This window comes from Rhodococcus sp. PvR099 (genome assembly GCF_017833315.1).
GTDB classification, from domain to species: domain Bacteria; phylum Actinomycetota; class Actinomycetes; order Mycobacteriales; family Mycobacteriaceae; genus Rhodococcus_G; species Rhodococcus_G oryzae.
In genome coordinates this window covers 2,012,400-2,027,411 of the sequence record NZ_JAFIBV010000001.1, presented here as the reverse complement: position 1 = coordinate 2,027,411, position 15,012 = coordinate 2,012,400, and the positions used below count along the sequence as shown (strand labels likewise).

At 69.7% G+C, this 15,012-nt stretch carries 15 protein-coding genes and 1 tRNA gene; 9 read left to right on the top strand and 7 right to left on the bottom strand.

Translation table 11 applies throughout. The annotated features are described in order from the left end of the window. Positions 1 to 21: 21 nt before the first annotated feature. The 3 genes from JOE46_RS09300 to JOE46_RS09290 are packed head-to-tail and all read right to left on the bottom strand — an operon-like array spanning position 22 to position 2,325. On the bottom strand, positions 22 to 900 hold the full coding sequence (locus JOE46_RS09300) for a hypothetical protein (RefSeq protein WP_209927013.1): 879 nt from the start codon (positions 898 to 900) through the stop codon (positions 22 to 24). Positions 901 to 927: 27 nt separating this feature from the next. After that, positions 928 to 1,461 carry a MarR family winged helix-turn-helix transcriptional regulator gene (locus tag JOE46_RS09295; RefSeq protein WP_077042273.1) on the bottom strand — a complete coding sequence of 178 codons (534 nt, stop codon included), beginning with the start codon at positions 1,459 to 1,461 and terminating at the stop codon, positions 928 to 930. Between the two features lie 39 nt (positions 1,462 to 1,500). Beyond that, positions 1,501 to 2,325, bottom strand: a complete 825-nt coding sequence (locus JOE46_RS09290) for an SDR family NAD(P)-dependent oxidoreductase (RefSeq protein ID WP_209927011.1) — start codon at positions 2,323 to 2,325, stop codon at positions 1,501 to 1,503. A 114-nt stretch (positions 2,326 to 2,439) separates the two neighbouring features. Between JOE46_RS09290 and JOE46_RS09285 the strand changes: the two genes are divergently transcribed. Further along, positions 2,440 to 3,636, top strand: coding sequence for an MFS transporter (locus tag JOE46_RS09285; RefSeq protein WP_245220996.1), 1,197 nt, complete (start codon positions 2,440 to 2,442; stop codon positions 3,634 to 3,636). A gap of 61 nt (positions 3,637 to 3,697) precedes the next feature. Next, a tRNA-Cys gene (locus JOE46_RS09280) sits at positions 3,698 to 3,768 on the top strand. Here the strand turns inward: JOE46_RS09280 and JOE46_RS09275 are convergent. Further along, positions 3,768 to 4,205 carry a nuclear transport factor 2 family protein gene (locus JOE46_RS09275; protein WP_209927010.1) on the bottom strand — a complete coding sequence of 146 codons (438 nt, stop codon included), beginning with the start codon at positions 4,203 to 4,205 and terminating at the stop codon, positions 3,768 to 3,770. The genes JOE46_RS09280 and JOE46_RS09275 overlap by 1 nt on opposite strands. Positions 4,206 to 4,279: 74 nt before the next feature. Between JOE46_RS09275 and JOE46_RS09270 the strand changes: the two genes are divergently transcribed. The 4 genes from JOE46_RS09270 to JOE46_RS09260 all read left to right on the top strand — a co-directional run bounded on the left by JOE46_RS09270 (position 4,280) and on the right by JOE46_RS09260 (position 9,601). Beyond that, positions 4,280 to 4,858, top strand: a complete 579-nt coding sequence (locus JOE46_RS09270) for a TetR/AcrR family transcriptional regulator (protein WP_209927009.1) — start codon at positions 4,280 to 4,282, stop codon at positions 4,856 to 4,858. Positions 4,859 to 4,940: 82 nt separating this feature from the next. Next, on the top strand, positions 4,941 to 8,171 hold the full coding sequence (locus JOE46_RS09265) for an arabinosyltransferase domain-containing protein (protein ID WP_374102888.1): 3,231 nt from the start codon (positions 4,941 to 4,943) through the stop codon (positions 8,169 to 8,171). Between the two features lie 162 nt (positions 8,172 to 8,333). Beyond that, complete coding sequence (locus JOE46_RS26350) at positions 8,334 to 8,639, top strand: helix-turn-helix transcriptional regulator (RefSeq protein WP_097213716.1); 306 nt, start codon at positions 8,334 to 8,336, stop codon at positions 8,637 to 8,639. After that, on the top strand, positions 8,636 to 9,601 hold the full coding sequence (locus JOE46_RS09260; protein WP_097213715.1) for a TIGR03086 family metal-binding protein: 966 nt from the start codon (positions 8,636 to 8,638) through the stop codon (positions 9,599 to 9,601). The genes JOE46_RS26350 and JOE46_RS09260 overlap by 4 nt, the downstream gene beginning before the upstream one ends. 51 nt (positions 9,602 to 9,652) lie before the next feature. On the opposite strand, the gene bfr is transcribed toward JOE46_RS09260, so the two are convergent. After that, positions 9,653 to 10,138, bottom strand: a complete 486-nt coding sequence (gene bfr, locus JOE46_RS09255) for a bacterioferritin (protein ID WP_097213714.1) — start codon at positions 10,136 to 10,138, stop codon at positions 9,653 to 9,655. A gap of 89 nt (positions 10,139 to 10,227) precedes the next feature. Continuing rightward, the gene (locus JOE46_RS09250; protein WP_027502064.1) at positions 10,228 to 10,434 is read right to left on the bottom strand and encodes a (2Fe-2S)-binding protein; all 207 of its coding nucleotides are present in this window, start codon (positions 10,432 to 10,434) and stop codon (positions 10,228 to 10,230) included. Positions 10,435 to 10,628: 194 nt separating this feature from the next. Here JOE46_RS09250 and JOE46_RS09245 point away from each other — a divergent pair, with 194 nt between their 5' ends. The 3 genes from JOE46_RS09245 to JOE46_RS09235 are packed head-to-tail and all read left to right on the top strand — an operon-like array spanning position 10,629 to position 14,294. Further along, entirely contained in the window at positions 10,629 to 11,657 is a 1,029-nt protein-coding gene (locus JOE46_RS09245) for an iron ABC transporter substrate-binding protein (protein WP_209927006.1), read from the top strand. 4 nt (positions 11,658 to 11,661) lie between these two features. Next, entirely contained in the window at positions 11,662 to 13,227 is a 1,566-nt protein-coding gene (locus JOE46_RS09240) for an iron ABC transporter permease (RefSeq protein ID WP_209927005.1), read from the top strand. Then, positions 13,224 to 14,294 (top strand): ABC transporter ATP-binding protein, encoded by a 1,071-nt coding sequence (locus tag JOE46_RS09235; protein WP_097213711.1) that lies wholly within the window; start codon positions 13,224 to 13,226, stop codon positions 14,292 to 14,294. The genes JOE46_RS09240 and JOE46_RS09235 overlap by 4 nt, the downstream gene beginning before the upstream one ends. On the opposite strand, the gene JOE46_RS09230 is transcribed toward JOE46_RS09235, so the two are convergent. Further along, positions 14,291 to 14,929, bottom strand: a complete 639-nt coding sequence (locus JOE46_RS09230; protein ID WP_097213772.1) for a TetR/AcrR family transcriptional regulator — start codon at positions 14,927 to 14,929, stop codon at positions 14,291 to 14,293. The two genes, JOE46_RS09235 and JOE46_RS09230, sit on opposite strands and share 4 nt — an antisense overlap. Positions 14,930 to 15,012 lie beyond the last annotated feature (83 nt).

Sequence of the window (15,012 nt, the reverse complement as noted above, 5' to 3'; positions counted from 1 at the left end):
GGCTTCACCAGCCGCCCGGCCTCACCAACCGCTGAGCGCCGGACCTCGGCGCGAGGACGGCATGCCGGTGGCGGCGGCGAGGAGCACCGCTCCTCGCCCCGCCACCGAGGCCGGTTCCGGCGGCATGACCACCGGGATCCGCATCAGGGCCTCCAGGCGTGGGCCGAGGGACGGGGTGTGTGCGCCGCCCCCGAGCAGCACGATCGTCGACGGGGTGGTGCCCGATTCACGGATCATGCTGCGCAGCACCGTGCTCGAGTGGGCGACGGCGTCCGCGGCCAGTCCCGCCAGATCGTTGTTCGTCAGGACCTGGCAGGCGCCGGTCTCGGGATCCTTGGCCGTGACGATCCGCTCGAACCCGAGCTGCTCCTTGAGATCGCGGCACGCCGCCTGCTCGAGCCGGATCCCGCGGCCCGCCAGGTGCTCCTGCACCAGCCGGTCGAACTGGTCCCCGCCGACCACCGCGCTGCGGCGCGAGGCCAGCACCTCACCGGACACCGTGTCCGCCACGCAGGCGGCCAGTCCCGAGCTCCCCACGTCGTAGAGCAGGACCGAGCCGCGGCGCGGCAGCCGGCCCGTGAACCTGAGATACCGCAACTGGGCGGAGGTTTCGGGAACCACCCGCACGTGCTGCCGGGTGGTCGCGGCGGTGGCGCTCTCCACCACGTCGGGGTCGATGCCGGTGCGCAGGGTCACCGCGGTCGCACCGATGAACGCGGCCTGCTCTACGGCGGTGGCGCGCAGGGTGCGGATCGCGGAGATGACCGGCTCACCGATGGTCGTGCCGGGGCGCCGCCGAACGTCGCAGCGCGCCACCGGTTCGTGATGCGGTCGATCCGAGAGCGCCAGCACCGCGCGCGCTCCACTAGCGCCCGCCGACACGCCAAGAACCAGCACCAACGTCGCACTCCTTGCTCGCTGATCAGCTCACCACTTGGTGGGTGCGTCCCCGGTGTCGAAGTCGCCCGCGCTACGGCGGAGCTCCGCGAGAATCCGCACGAGGGTGTCGAGCTTATCGGCGGACAATCCGGGTTGAGCGAAGACCTGGGTGTTGAGCTGTTCGGTGGCCGTGAGAGCCAAATCGCGGCCGGCCTGGGTGATTTCGATCAGAGTAGCGCGACGGTCGCTCGGATGCGGAACTCTGCGAACGAGTTTCGCGGATTCGAGCCGATCGACGGCGTTGGTGACGCTGGTCGGGTGCACCTGGAGGCGGGCGCTGGCCTTCGCCATCGGCAGGGCGCCGGTCCGGGTGAAGGTGAGCAGCGTCAGCAGTTCGTACCGCGAGAAGGTGAGTCCGGTCGGCTTGAGCACCTCTTCGACCCGGGCCATCATGATCTGCTGCGCGCGCATCAGCGAGGTGACCGCGGCCATCCCGTCCGCGACATCGCCCCAGCCGTGCTCCTCCCATTGGCGGTGGGCCTCCTCGATCGGATCGAGTGGCAAAGGTGACGAAGGCGGCATTCCGCCATCATCCCATGCCGACCGCCACCTGCAGGTATCTCATGGCGCCGTCGGCGCCAGGTGGCCAGTCAGGCGGTCGGCCCGCAACCGCAACAGGTCGTCGGCGCGTTCGGGATGGGTGTAGATCCAGAACCGTCCCGCGGCCAGTCCCTCGAACATCGTGTCCGCGGCCTGCTCTGGGGTCACCCCGTTCTCGCGGAGGAAGGACTCCATCCGGTCCCGGGTGGCTGCGCCGGCCGAACCGTCCGACCCGGCGGACTCGTAGATCGCGGTGTGTACCGGGCCGGGCAGGAGCGCCGCGACCGTGATCGGCGCCCGCTCGGCGGCGAGTTCGATTGCCAGGCACTCCGTCATGGCCAGGGTCGCGTGCTTGCTGGCGCAGTAGGCGGCCTGGGTGGGGACGGTGGTGACGGCCCCGATCGAGGCGGTGTTGACGATGTGTGCGGGCCCGCCCGCCGCGAGCATCCGCGGGACGAAGGCGCGGATTCCGTGGAAGACGCCGGTGACGTTGACGCCGAGGACGCGGTCGAATCGCTCAGGGTCGAGCTCCCACAGTCGTCCGGTGCTGTCGATGCCCGCGTTGTTGACCAGCAGGCGCACCGATCCGAACCGGTCGACGGTCGTCGCGGCCAGGCGTTCGAGGTCATCGGGGGCGGTCACGTCGCAGCGCACGGCGAGTGCCTCGCCTCCGGCAGCGGCGATCTCGCGCGCGACCTCGTCGAGCCGGGCGCCGTCGAAGTCGGCCAGTGCCACGCGCATCCCGAGCCCGGCGGCCCGGCGGGCGATCGCCGCGCCGATGCCGGAGGCCGCCCCCGTGACGACCGCGGTGGTGCCCGCCAGGTCCCGCAAGTCGAATGCAGTCATGACCGCACCGTAGGAGCCCGGGTGCGGCCGGGCACCACCGCTTCCCTGTCAGCGGGAGTCGACCGCGGGGGCGGCCGACCCGTCGCGGTAGCGTCGGCGGCGAAGGAGAGAGTCTTGACGCAGCCGCACACACCCTGGCGCCAGCACCTGCTGATCCACATGGTGTTCTTCCTGATGGGGGCCGAACTCTTCCTGGCATCCCCACTGCTGCCGACCATGTCGGCGGACTTCGGCACCACCGTCACCGCGACCGCATGGGTGGTCACCACGTTCGGGGTGTCGTATGCGATCGCCAGCCCGCTGCTCGGGGCGCTCACCGAGCACCTGCCGCGCAGGCGGGTGATCCTCGCCGGGCTCGGGGTGTTCGCGACGGGGGAGACGCTGTGCGCGCTGGCCCCGAATCTCGGCTGGCTGCTCGCGGCCAGGGCGATCGCAGGCGTGGGCGGGGCGCTGATCGGGCCCGCGATGTGGGCGTACCTGGCGGAGACCGCGGTGCCGTTGGAGCGGGGCAGGGCGATCGCGCGCGGCGCCGCGGCGTATGCGGGCGGCCAGATCGTCGGGGTGCCGCTGGCGACGTTCGTGGCGGCCGGGTCGAGCTGGCGGCTCGCCTTCGCCGCCGTCGCGGCCGGCCTGATGGTGGCGGGCACGCTGATCGCGCTGCGGCTGCGGGAATCGGCGCGCGCCATCAGGATCCACGACCGGGGCGCGTGGGCGGCGCTGCGGTCGTCCTTCGCGCTGTGGCGGGGCGGGGTGTTCCGGTTGATCATGGCGGGCAACTTCTTCGTCCAGGCCGCGCGGCTGGGGACCTACGCCTACGCGGGCGCGCTGTTCGCGACGAAGTTCGGATTCGCGACCGGCGTGCTGGGCCTCGTCGGCGCCCTCGTCGGTCTCGGCTCGCTGATCGGCTCGCTCGTGGCCGGGCCGCTGGTGGATCGCTGGCGCTCGCGCGGGCGGCGGGAGCCGCTGCTCTGCGTCGGCTGGGGGTTGGTCCTCGCGGCGGCCCTCGGCGCCGCGACCACAGCCGACAGCTGGCAGCTGTGCCTGGCGGGCTTCGTGACCGCCTTCTTCGCGGGCACCGCGTTCTTCAGCACCGCGCAGGTGTACCTGACCACCGTGATGGCGGAGCGTCGCGCGCCCGCGGTGTCCTGGAACAACTCGGTGCTCTACATCGGCACGGGTGCGGGCACCACCGCGCTGGGCTTGACGACCCTCGGCGGCACCGCGTTCGCGTTCTGCTCGGTGGCGTTCGCGTTGCTGGCCGCGGGGTTCAGCGCGCTGTCGGCGCTGCGACGGCCGAGCGTGGCGGACTAAGAATCACGCTGAGCCGAACCCTGGTCGGATCGTCCCCGCGTCGGCAGAGTGTCCTATCGATGCGGGTGTGGCTGAGTGGTTAGGCACCGGCCTGCAAAGCCGTCAACACGGGTTCGATTCCCGTCACTCGCTCAAATGTCGGGGCCGGCCAGCAGGGGCCGGCCCCGACTGGTCTCCGCACCGGCCTGGATCTCCGTTGCCTGTGACCAGATCGCCTGCCAGCGGCCGTCTCTGAGCTCGTAGCTGTCGGTGTGCCAGTAACTCGTCCGCGGAACCCGGTACCCGCCGAAGATGACCTCGAGCGTCGCTCGATAGCGGAGGATCGCCGCGTCTCCGAGTAGTCGAACCTCGATCTCGCCGGGTTCCCATAGCAGGTAGTCGATCTGGCCAGCGGCGATCGCGGCCAGGTATTCGTCTCGGGTCAGCGCGGCGCCGACGGGCGTGATGAGTTGGAAGTCGGTGCCGTGCATCGTCTGCGCGGACTCGATGTCGGCAGCGACGAGCGCGCGCAGGCGTGCGATCTCGGTACTGCGGATGACGTCGAATGTCGAACTCGTATCTGCTCCCATGTTTGGACACTCTGACACTATTTGTTTACTTAGACAACTGGACGATAGAAGTCCAATCTGTCAGGCTTTCGTTCGTGGCTGACGACGAAAAGACCGAGCGGATCCTCGACGCTTCCCTCGCGGTCTTCTGTCAGTACGGTTTCGGCAAGACGACCATGCAGGACATCGCGCATGCGGCCGGGATCTCCCGCGCGGCGCTCTATCTCCACTTCAAGAGCAAGGAAGACCTCTTCCTGGCCGGATCCGAGCGCGCCCACCTCCAGGTCAGGGGCGAGGTCGACGCTGCCCTGGCGGCCGATGGCGACGTCATCGACCGGATCGACGCGGCGCTGACCGCTTACCTCGGCGGGCTCATGGAGGAGATCAGCACCAGCGTGCACGGCGCGGAGCTCTTCGGCGTGGGTCTCGCCCTCACCGGCGAGATCAGCCGAAACACCCAGACCTGGCTCATCCAGCGGCTGAGCGAGGTCCTCGACGCCGCCGCCGCAGCGGGGGAGATCGACCTCTCCGCCGTCGACGCGACTCCCGACGAACTGGCCGCCCTGATCCTTGGGGCCGTGAACGGCATCAAGGACGCGCAGGGTGGCGGTGCGGCGCTGCGGGCCGGCACCTCGCTGGTGATGCGTGTGCTGCGGGCGGCGCTCATCCGCTGATTCGCACAGCTCGACGGAAGAGACCGGACGGAAGAGACCATTTGGAACGTTTCGGATGGACGGCCGTCTAGCATCGGTCGGCGTGACCGTTAGCGCCGTAGACGAACGACCGCAGCCCAGCCGACCGGACCCAGCAGGGGTGGCCCGAGTGGAGGCCGGTCGGGTTCGCCTCCTTGCGGTGGTGTCGTCCGTTCTCGCGATCCTGGCCGCACTCTCGGTACCGTTCCTCCCGGTGCAGCAGGAGAGCGCGAGTCTGTCCTGGCCGCAGGCGGACTCGATCGCCGGCTTCGACGCTCCGCTGGTGTCGTACGCACCCCTCGAATTCGACGCGACCATCCCCGCCGCCGCGGCGGCGCAGCTGTCCGACACCGGCGGGGTCGTGGTCTCGACCGCCCCGGTCGGGGCGGCGGACGCGGCAAGGTACGGCGTCGTCGCCCGGGTCAGCGAGGGGGCCGACGGCGGGCCCGTGCAGTTCGAGATCGTCCAGCGCGACCACACTCTGCTGTCGATCCCGGTCGACGAACTCGACGGGCGTTCGGTCACCGTCACCTCGAACGCGGAGCGGACCACCGCCACGCTCGCGGGCGACGATCCGATCACCCTCGTGGGCGACTTCCGGCCGCAGATGGTGGGTGTGTTCAGCGACCTCCGGGGCGTCGTTCCCGAGGGCCTGGCCGTGCGCGCGGACCTCGATACCCGGTTCACGTCGACGCCCTCGGCGATCAAGCTCGTCGCGATGATCGTCGCGGCGCTCGCGACGGCCGTCGCCCTCGTCGGGTTGCACCGCATCGACGGCCTCGACGGTCGCCGGGCCCGCCGGTTCCTGCCCGCGCGCTGGTGGAGGTTCCGTCCGATCGACGCGGTGGTGATCGGAACGCTGCTGCTGTGGCACTTCATCGGCGCCACCACCTCCGACGACGGCTACCAGTTCACGATGGCCAGGACGTCGCTCGAGTCGGGCTACATGGCCAACTACTTCCGCTGGTTCGGTGTCCCGGAGACGCCGTTCGGCACCCCGTACTACGACCTGCTCGCGCTGCTGACGACGGTGTCCACGGCCAGCCCGTGGGTCCGGCTCCCTGCCCTGATCGCGGGGATCGTGAGCTGGCTGGTGATCAGCCGCGAGGTGGCCCCGCGCCTCGGTGCCGCGGTCCGCAACAACCGGGTGGCGTTGTGGACCGGCGGACTGGTGTTCCTCGCGTTCTGGCTGCCCTACAACAACGGCCTGCGGCCCGAGCCGATCGTCGCCACCGGTGTGCTGCTGACGTGGTGCTCGGTCGAACGTGCCATCGCGACCAGGCGTCTGCTCCCCGCCGCCGTCGCCGTGCTGGTCGGCGCGCTCACGGTGACCGTCGGGCCTTCCGGGATCATCTGCTTCGGTGCGCTGATCGCAGGCGCCCGGCCGGTGCTGGCGATCGTCGCCGCGCGCGCCAAGGCCGTCGGCTACCTCGCCGTACTGGGCCCGATCGTCGCGGCGGGCCTGGTCATCCTGGTCGCCATGTTCGCGGACCAGACCCTCGCCGGTGCCCTCGAGATGCAGCGCGTGCACGCGATCCCGCCGACCAACGCGTGGTTCGAGGAGTACAAGCGGTACGACTGGCTGTTCATGATCAACGCCGACGGGTCCCTGGCCCGACGGTTCGGGGTGTTCGTGATGGTGCTCTCGATCGTCGCGAGCCTCGTGGTGATGCTGCGCCGCGGCGGGCGGATCCCCGGAACCGCAGCGGGTCCGTCCCGCCGGATCATCGGCATCACGATCGCCGCGATGGTGCTGATGATGTTCACGCCAACGAAGTGGACGCACCATTTCGGGATCTACGCCGGCCTTGCCGGTTCGCTCGCCGTGCTGACCGCCGTCGCCGTCGGCCCGCTGGTGTTGAGGTCGCGGCGCAACCGGGCACTGTTCGCGGCCGCGGTGCTGTTCGTCCTCGCGCTCGCCTTCACCAGCAGCAACAGCTGGTGGTACATCTCGGCCTGGGGCGTCCCTTTCTGGGACAAGCCGGTGATGATCGCCGGGTTCGGCGCGGGCACCATCCTGCTCGCCGCCACGGTGGTGATGCTGCTCGTGGCGGCCTGGTGCTTCGTCCGGGAACCACACGAGGACCGGTCGGCGTCTCCCCGCAGGCCGTGGTCGATTCCCCCACTGACGGTCGCGGCCGGGGCCATGGTCGTGTTCTTCGTGCTCTCGATGACCAAGGGCGCGATCGCCCAGTACCCGTCCTTCTCTGTCGCAAAATCCAACTTCGGTGCCCTCGCCGGACACGCCTGTGGCCTGGCCGAGGACGTACTGGTCGAGACCGACACCAACGCCTCCATGCTGCAACCGCTCACCACCACACCGGCGAACGCGTTCGCAGCGCAGAGCGCCGGATTCACCCCGAACGGGGTGGCCGGCGACCTGACCTCCGACGAGAAGGCCGCCTCCGAGGGCATGGCCACCTCCCTCGACAACGAGGACTCCAAGTCCAGCAACGCCGCCGGCACCGCAGGCGGACAGGGCGCCTCCGGCATCAACGGCAGTTCCGTCGCGCTGCCCTTCGGTCTGGACCCGGCCCGGACGCCGGTCCTCGGCAGCTACGGGGCGAAGGGCCCGGCGTCGCTGACCTCGGACTGGTACGCCCTGCCCACCGAGGGTGACCTCGTCTCGATGTCCGTCGCGGGCCGGGTGTACTCGGTGAACTCGGACGGGATCGAGACCCCGGGTGCCCGCGTCGACCTCGACTACGGCGTGCGCGGGGCGGACGGGACCGTCCAGCAGTTGGGCAGTGCGCTGCCGATCGACATCGGCCCGGCCCCCTCGTGGCGCAACCTCAGGGTGCCGCTCGACCAACTCCCGGGCGAGGCGAATGCCGTCCGGATCGTCGTCGACGACAGCGACACCGACCCCGATCAGTGGGTCGCCGTCACGCCGCCGCGGGTCCCGCAGACCCAGACCCTCGACGCCCTGCTCGGGTCGACCACACCCACCATGATCGACTGGGAAGTGGCACTGCAGTTCCCGTGCCAGCAGCCGTTCAACCATCGCCTCGGCGTCGCCGAGATCCCTGAATACCGCATCCTCGGGGACCGCCCCGGCGCGGTGATGACGAGCCTGTGGCAGGACCACTTCGGCGGCGGCCCCCTGGGGTGGATCGACCTGACCGCCACCGGCCGCACCCTGCCGACCTACCTGAAGGACGACTGGAGCCAGGACTGGGGCAGCCTGGAGAAGTACACCCGCCGCGACGCGAATTCCGTACCGGCACAACTCGACACCGCGACGGTGCCGCGCTCGGGCACGTGGACTCCGGGGCCGATCAACATCGCCTGGTGACACGGCCGGGGTTCGATTCCCGCCTTCGCTCGACCGTCGGGGCCGGCCATCACTGGTCGGCCCCGACGCGTATGTGCACCAGCAGTGCGGCGAGTGGGTACCTCGCTCACTGCGGCAGTGACAGCATCGACAGATGCGTTAGTGGCTGCTAACGTATTTCTTGTGACTGACCCGTTGACTGCCGCTGCCGAGCCGAACCGGCGACGCATCCTGCAGTTGCTGGCGGGGCACCCGAGGACCGTCAGCGAGGTCGCTGCCGAGTTCCCGGTGACCCGGTCGGCGATCTCCCAGCACCTCCTGGTGTTGGCCGACGCCGGGCTGGTCGAGGCCGAGAAGGTCGGCCGACAACGGATCTACCGAGTCCTGCCGAGTGGGCTGCTCAAGCTGCAGGCCGAGATCGACAAGTTCTGGACCGACGAACTCGACCAACTGGTCGCCGACGCACACACCCTGAGGAGCAAGTCATGAGCTACACGAAGACAGCGGTCCTGCCGGTCAGCCCTGACGAGGCGTTCGCACTGATCACCGAGCCGGAGCGGTTGCGCCGCTGGCTGACCGTCTCGGCGGTGGTCGATCTGCGCGCGGGCGGCTCCTACCGGTGGACGGTCACCCCGGGTCACATCGCGGCGGGCACCTTCCGTGAGGTCGATCCCGGCCGCCGGATCGTGTTCGGGTGGGGCTGGGACGGCAATGCCGACCTGCCATACGACGCGTCCACGGTGACCGTGACGGTGGAGCCCGCGGACGCCGGTTCGCTGGTGACGTTGGTACACGAGGGGCTCACCGAGGAGCAGGCGAAGTCTCATGCCGAGGGCTGGGATCACCACTTCGAGCGTCTCGAGCGCCTGGCAACCACCGGCGATGTGGGCCCCGACGAATGGGCCTACGCGCCGGAGAACCTCACCCCCGTGGTGGCGGCGGAGGCGGCCTTGGCGGTGCTGCAGCCGATCCTGCGCAATCTGACTGCCGAGGATCGCTCCAAGCCGACGCCGTGTGCGGACTTCACCTGTCACGAGCTCGCCGAGCACCTCTTCACGTCGCTGGTCCAGTTGGGCGCCACGGAAGGCGCCCCCGTGTCGGGATCGCTGGAGAACCGCGTCTCGACCCTCGCCGGCCGGGCCATCGACGCCTGGCACACGGTCGACCTCGACGGCACCGTGCCCGGCCCCGGCGGCTCGCAGATGCCGGCATCGTTCGCCGCCGGCATCCTTCCGCTCGAACTCACCCTCCACGCCTGGGACTTCGCTCAGGCGAGCGGCCAGTCCCTGCACATCTCCGACGAACTCGTCGACTATGTCCGCGGTCTCGCCGAGACGATCGTCCCCGCAGTCCGGGGAACGGCATTCGCCGACGAGGTCACCCCGGCCGGGGACGCCACCCCGATCGATCGGCTCGCGGCGTTCTCCGGGCGTACGCCGATCGCCGCGTGAGAGCGACGAGCCCGGCAGGTGGTCACCTGCCGGGCTCGGGTGTCTGTGGGGTCAGCCGGCGGTCGGCGGCTGATCCACGGTCTGCGCGAGGTAGAGCTGCTCGCCGAGCTTGTCGATCAGCTCGAGCTGGGTCTCGAGATAGTCGACGTGGTCCTCCTCCTCGGCGAGGATCTTCTCGAAGATGCCCGCACTCGTGTGGTCGCCCTTCTCGCGGCACATCGTGATGCCTGGGCGGAGGCGCTGCACGACCTCGACCTCGATCGCCAGGTCGGATTCGAACTGCTCCCGGATGGTCTGTCCGATGCGCAGCGGCAGCAGCCGCTGGTAGTTCGGCAGGGCCTCGAGCATGAGGATCCGGTCGGTGAGCAGCTCCGCGTGCTGCATCTCCTCGAAGGACTCCTCTCGCGTCTTTTCCGCGAGCTTGGTCAGGCCCCAATTGGCCTGCATCTTCGAGTGCAGGAAGTACTGATTGATCGCTGTGAGTTCACTGGTCAACTGCTCGTTCAGAAGAGCAATGACCTCGTCGTCGCCGCGCATGACACCTCCGGTGGGGGTGGGCTGGACACTAGAGTCAGCCTAACCCTCACCGGGTGAATTCACTCGGTGTATTTGTGCACGAATCGCAACTAGGCGCTGATCGGTTCTGCCTCGCATTCGACGACGGTGGCGTAGTGCTGTTCGATCATCGACTTGATCCGGTCGCGGCACATGCCGCAGCCCCGCCCGCGCCCCGCGCCGCAACCCAGCGCGACGTGCTTGGCGGTGCGAGCCCCCGCAGAGATGCATTGCTGCACGTGTTCTTCGGTGGCTGCTTCGCAAACGCAGACGTACATGTCGAGATCCTCCAGCCCTGCTTCCTCAGGGAAGGCTACACTAAGGATCGTCCAATGAAAAGGGTAGGCTACCCCAACTTTTTGATCTTGATCGTGGGCCGATCGCGGCCCGCGGGCGCACCCACGGGTGTACGTTGCTGAGGCAATCCTCATCGGGGATTCCCCGATGGTCGCAGCGGCCGAAGGGCACCGTCATGACAGCAGGATGGAAGACGATCGCGGGCGCGATGTTTCTGGCATCGACGCTGGTGGGGTTGACCGCCTGCTCGAACGACTCGGACACCTCGAATGAGCCCGAGCAGATCACCGTCTACAACGCCCAGCACGAATCGCTCACCCAGGAATGGGTCGACGAGTTCACCGCCCAGTCCGGGATCAAGGTGAACCTGCGCAACGGCGACGACACCGAGCTCGGCAATCAGATCGTCGCCGAGGGTGGGGCGTCCCCTGCCGATGTGTTCCTCACCGAGAACTCGCCCGCGATGGCGCTCGTCGAGACCGCGGGGTTGTTCGCCGACCTCGACCCCGACACGCTCGCGCAGGTACCCCAGCAGTATCGGCCGTCCACCGGGAAGTGGACGGGGATCGCGGCGCGCTCGACGGTCTTCGTCTACAACAAGGACAAGCTGCCGCAGGACCAGCTGCCGAAGTCGCTGCTCGACCTGCAGGACCCGAGCTGGAAGGGGCGCTGGGCCGCCTCGCCGTCGGGCGCCGACTTCCAGGCCATCGTCAGCGCGCTGCTCGAGCTCAAGGGGGAGGACGCGACGCGGGCATGGCTGGCGGGCATGAAGGAGAACGCCGTCCCCTACAAGGGCAACAGTGCCGTGATGAAGGCCGTCAACGCGGGGGAAGTGCCCGGCGGGGTCATCTACCACTACTACTGGTTCGGCGATCAGGCCAAGACGGGCGAGAACAGCGCCAACACCGCGCTGCACTACTTCAAGAACGAGGACCCGGGCGCGTTCGTCAGCGTGTCCGGCGGCGGCGTGCTCGAGTCGAGCAACAAAGCCGTTGCCGCGCAGCAGTTCCTGAGGTTCGTGACCGGCAAGTCCGGCCAGGAGATCCTGCAGAAGGGCGATTCGTTCGAGTACGCGGTGGGCAGCAACGTCCCGTCGAATCCGGCGCTGGTGCCGCTCGCGGACCTGCAGGCTCCGACCGTCGATCCGTCGAAACTCAACAGCCAGAAGGTCACCCAGTTGATGACCGAGGCCGGCGTCCTCTAGTGCGATGATCGCGCCCACGCTCGCGCGCCCCCGATCCGGGCGGTCGGAGCGACGGCGGGTGCCGCCGGTTGTCGCGGCGGTGGTCGCGGTGCTGGTGGCGGTGACCCTCATTCCGCTCGGCTATGTCATCGCCACCACCATCGCCACCGGCTGGGAAACGGCCTCCGCGTTGATCTTCCGGCCCCGGGTCGGGGAGCTGCTGCGCAATACCGTCGCGCTCGTGGTCATCACCGTTCCCGTCTGCATGACCCTCGGGGTCGGCGCCGCGTGGATCGTCGAGCGCACCACGGTGTTCGGGCACCGGTACTGGGCCCCGATCCTGGCCGCGCCGCTCGCGGTGCCCGCGTTCGTGAACAGCTACGCGTGGGTGAGCGTGATCCCGTCCCTGCACGGGCTGTGGTCCGGGGTGCTGGTCGCCACGCTGTCCTACTTCCCGCTGGTCGCGCTGCCTGTCGCCGCGACCCTGCGTCGGCTCGACCCTGGCATCGAGGAGTCGGCGGGCGCGCTCGGGGCCGGTCCGTACCGCGTCTTCTTCCGGATCGTCGTGCCGCAGTTGCGGCTGCCGATCCTCGGCGGGGGACTGCTGATCGGGCTGCACCTGCTGGCCGAGTACGGGGCGTTCGCGATGCTCCGCTTCGACACCTTCACCACGGCGATATTCGAGCAGTTCCAGTCCACCTTCAACGGTGCGGCAGGCAGCATGCTCGCGAGCGTGCTGGTGCTGTGCTGCCTCGTCCTGCTCGTCGCCGAGGCCGCGGCAAGGGGCTCGGCCCGGTATGCGCGGGTGGGTTCGGGTGCGCCCCGTCGGCCGGACCGGATCCGGTTGCGGTGGAGCGCGGTTCCCGCCGCGCTCGGGCTGGTGGCGCTGACCGTCGCGGCCCTCGGCGTCCCGCTGTGGACCATCGCGCGCTGGCTGCGGATCGGTGGCACGGATGTCTGGCGGACGGGGACGCTGTGGCCCGCGTTCGCCCAGACCCTCGCCCTCGGGCTGCTCGGCGCGGCGGTGACCACCGCGCTGGCGTTCCCCGTGGCCTGGATCGCGGTGCGGCGACCGGGGGTGTTCAGCAGGATGGTGGAGGGCTGCAACTACGTGACGAGTTCGCTGCCGGGGATCGTCACCGCGCTCGCACTGATCACCGTCACCATTCGCTACGCGAACCCGCTCTATCAGACCGTCATCGTGCTGATCACCGCATACGTGCTGATGTTCCTGCCGCGGGCGCTGGTGTCGCTGCGCTCGGGCCTGGCGCAGGTCCCGGTCGGGCTCGAGGAGGCGTCGGCCGCGCTCGGACGCTCGCAGGCGAGCACCTTCGTGCGGGTGACGCTGCGCCTGACCGCGCCCGCGGCCGCGGCGGGCGCCGCGCTGGTGTTCATGGCGATCGTGACGGAACTGACCGCCACGCTGTTGCTCGCGCCGATCGGGACGCGGACCCTCTCGACCCGATTCTGGTCGCTGACCAGCGAACTCGACTACGCCGCCGCCGCGCCCTTCGCGCTGGCGATGATCCTGCTGGCGTTGCCCATGACCTACCTGCTGATGCGGCAGTCCCAGAAGGCGGCCGGGCTGTGAGCGAGGTGGAGATCGAATCCCTGTCGAAGTCGTACGGCCCGATCGAGGTCCTGGACGCGGTGACCCTCCGGGTCGAGCGCGGCACCACCACCGCGGTCGTCGGCTCGTCGGGTTGTGGGAAGACCACCCTGCTGCGGGTCGTCGCGGGGTTCGACAGCCCCGACGCCGGGACGGTGTCCATCGCCGGGGCCCTGGTCGCGCGGCCCGGTCGGGTGGTGCCCCCGCACCGGCGGCGGGTCGGCTACGTGGCGCAGGACGGGGCGCTGTTCCCACATCTCAGCGTCGCGGGGAACATCGGGTTCGGCCTGCGCGGCACGCGATCGGGGGACCGGGCGCGGTCCGGCAGGCGGGTCGCGCAGCTGCTGGAGATGGTCTCGCTCGACGAGTCCTATGCGCGGCGGCGGCCGCACGAGTTGTCCGGCGGCCAGCAGCAGCGGGTGGCGCTGGCCCGCGCGCTCGCCCGCGAGCCCGAGGTGATGCTGCTCGACGAGCCGTTCAGCGCCCTGGACGCCGGCCTGCGCGCCTCGACCCGGAAGTCGGTGGCGCAGACGCTCGACGCGGCGGGGGTGACGACGATCCTGGTGACCCACGATCAGGAGGAGGCCCTCTCCTTCGCCGGGCAGGTCGCGGTGATGCGGGCGGGCCGGTTCACCCAGGTCGGTGCGCCGGAGCAGGTGTACCACCGTCCGGTGGACATCTTCACCGCCGAGTTCCTCGGCGAGTGCGTCCTGCTGCCCGCCGTCGTGGCCGGCGGCATCGCGGATTGCGCCCTCGGCCGTATCCCGGTGCGGGCGAACGCGTTCGAGGGGCCGGCCCGGATGATGCTACGTCCGGAACAGATCGTGGCCTCGGACCCGGGGGAGGACCCCGACGGGCGCAAGACCGGCACGGTGACGGCGACCGAGTTCCTCGGCACGCAGGCGCTGCTCGACATCACCCTCGATTCCTCACCGACACACATCAGGGTCCGTCAGGCCGGCACCCGCACCCCGGCGGTCGGCTCGCTGGTGGCCATCGAGGTGCTGGGTGAGGCCGAGGTGTTCCCGGTCGCGAACCGCAACGGTTAGGGCGTGGCGGTATCCGGCTGCGCCGCGGCCAGCGCGCGGGCGATCTGCTCGACGTCGAGGCCGGCGGCGGGCAGCAGGTGGTAGAAGGCGCGCTCGCACAGCTCGATCACCTCGACACGGGTCATGGTCGGCTCATCCAGCCAGGACAGGACCACCTCCTCCATGAAGGCCTGCCAGCCCTGCACTGCCGCGTCGACGGCGGGGGTGGTGGGCAGGCCGAGTTCGGCAAGCGCGCGCACGATCCAGTCGGTGAAGGTGCGCCGCATCCCGCGGTAGATCCGGCGCATGCCCTCGTCGCCGCTGCCCGCCAACCGCATCACGGCCAGGTAGCTCGTCGGGTGCGCGACCACCGCGTCGACGAAGGTCTCCACGCCCGCGCGGAGCTGGGCGGACGTCGGCAGCGTCGGGTCGGGCGTCATCCGCTGCTGCAGGGCCTCCGCGCTGGCCTGGAGCACCGCGTTCCGGAAGCCCTGCTTGTTCTTGAAGTAGTGGAACAGCAGCGGTGGAGACACGCCTGCCTCCGCCGCCACCCGGTCCATCGACAGGTCGTCGAAGGACTCGGACTCGAGCATCCGCACCGCGACCTCGAGGATCTGGGCGCGCCGATCGGCGGGGGAGCGAGGGGCAGCGGCCATGCCGAGCACTCTATTGAGTAATGCTCAACCGGTCCATTGACTTCTACTCAACGGGATATGTAACCTCGGGTAACACTTACCCG

Coding starts and splice junctions, on each gene's coding strand:
- JOE46_RS09290 (WP_209927011.1), bottom strand. CDS start 2,325: ATGACTGCATTCGACTTGCGGGACCTGGCGGGCACCACCGCGGTCGTC.
- JOE46_RS09230 (WP_097213772.1), bottom strand. CDS start 14,929: ATGGCCGCTGCCCCTCGCTCCCCCGCCGATCGGCGCGCCCAGATCCTC.
- JOE46_RS09245 (WP_209927006.1), top strand. CDS start 10,629: ATGACAGCAGGATGGAAGACGATCGCGGGCGCGATGTTTCTGGCATCG.
- bfr (WP_097213714.1), bottom strand. CDS start 10,138: ATGCGCGGCGACGACGAGGTCATTGCTCTTCTGAACGAGCAGTTGACC.
- JOE46_RS09295 (WP_077042273.1), bottom strand. CDS start 1,461: ATGCCGCCTTCGTCACCTTTGCCACTCGATCCGATCGAGGAGGCCCAC.
- JOE46_RS09240 (WP_209927005.1), top strand. CDS start 11,662: ATGATCGCGCCCACGCTCGCGCGCCCCCGATCCGGGCGGTCGGAGCGA.
- JOE46_RS09250 (WP_027502064.1), bottom strand. CDS start 10,434: ATGTACGTCTGCGTTTGCGAAGCAGCCACCGAAGAACACGTGCAGCAA.
- JOE46_RS09260 (WP_097213715.1), top strand. CDS start 8,636: ATGAGCTACACGAAGACAGCGGTCCTGCCGGTCAGCCCTGACGAGGCG.
- JOE46_RS09275 (WP_209927010.1), bottom strand. CDS start 4,205: ATGGGAGCAGATACGAGTTCGACATTCGACGTCATCCGCAGTACCGAG.